The following is a 1,406-nucleotide window of genomic DNA, read 5'->3' on the forward strand; positions in this document are numbered from 1 at the left end:
CCCGCCGGGGCTGGGCGCCCCCGCCGCGCGGGGGGGGGGGCCGGCCGCGGCCCCCCCCCGCGGGGGGGCGCGGCCCCCCCCCCCCCCCCCCCCCCCGCGGCCGTTCGGGGGGCCGCCGCGGCTATATGATCACGCGGCCGAGATCACGTCACGGGGGAGCACGAGAACAGCGATGGCCGGGCAGGCAGTACTCGCACCGCCGAGGGAACTCCGCACCTGGTTCGGCCGGCGCTCGGTGCGGATGACCGGATCCGCGCTGGTGTGGCAGGAGGAACCGGAGGCCTTCCACATCCCCTACGGCCGGATCCACCGGGTGCACGCCGTCCCCGGCCGGGGCGTGCTCTGGGACCTGTGCGTCGAGGTCGACCCGCCGGGGCGCGGCGAGCGCTCCGAGTTCCGCCTGGGCACGACCGACGCCAAGGCCCAGGCGTTCGCCGACGCCATCAACGCGCAACGGCTGAAACGGCTCGCCGAGGCTCCGGCCGACCCGACGCGGATCCGCGTCGAACCGTTCCGGCGGCCCAGGCCGCTGCGGCCCGCCGGCTGGCAGCTCGGCCTCCTCGCCCTGTTCGCCGGCTGCCTCACCGAGTCCGTCGCCCTGGCCCTGCTCGGCCACCCCGTGCGGGCCGGGTTCGTCTGGGCCGGCTTCACCGCCTGGTGGGTGAGCGCCGCCTGGGCGGCGAACCTGCCCTGGCAGCTCCGCTACTGGCGCCAGCAGCAGGCACTGGGCGAGCTCCGCCCGGCGGAGTTCACCGGCTCCTACCTCGGGGAGTACCGGGTGCACGACGTCCGCGGCCACTCCCGCAGCACCCGGCGCACGCTCCGGTACACCTACCGGGTGACCGACCAGCTCGGCACGGCGCAGCGGCACGAGTGCAGCGCCGCCGACGTGCAGGACGTGACGCGGCCCCGCACGGTCCTGGTGGTGCCCGGCCGCCTGTCGGCGGACACGCCGGGCGGGCTCGCCGGCCACCTGGTGTGGATGGGCGTCACCGGCCTGCCGACCCTGGTCGCGGGCCTGGTCGGCCTGGTCCTCGTCCCGGGCCTGCTACTGCCCTGAGCCGTCGGCAGCTCACCCGATGCCGACCACCCGCGCCCACCCGGGCGGCACGTCCGGCCTGGACTCCGGGTCCGTCTCCCGCCCCACCCGACGTGCCCCCTTCCGCTTGCGGCGGCCCGGGCCGGGCTGTGGGGGCGGTGTGCGGGCGCTGGAGATCCACTGGAGGCCGCCTCAAGGCGGGTGGTTCGTGGCGGGTTGGGTGTGTTCTGGTGGATGGCGAAGCAGACCCGGGCCCCGGGGGGGGGGGGGGCGGCGGGGGCGGGGGGGCGGGGGCGGGGGCCGCGGCGGGGGGGCGGCCCCGCGGCGGGCAGGTTGGGGGGTGGGTTGAGGGGGCGCGCGCGCGCGG

1 protein-coding gene is annotated in these 1,406 nt (G+C 78.4%); it reads left to right on the forward strand.

Features of this window, described 5'->3' with window-relative positions; all coding sequences use genetic code 11:
• Nucleotides 1-172: 172 nt before the first annotated feature.
• A complete protein-coding gene (locus ACFV6D_RS29760) occupies nucleotides 173-1,060 on the forward strand; it encodes a hypothetical protein (RefSeq protein ID WP_063350755.1) in 888 nt (295 codons plus the stop codon).
• Nucleotides 1,061-1,406: the final 346 nt, after the last annotated feature.

The organism is Kitasatospora sp. NPDC059812 (assembly GCF_042732075.1).
Taxonomy (GTDB): domain Bacteria; phylum Actinomycetota; class Actinomycetes; order Streptomycetales; family Streptomycetaceae; genus Kitasatospora.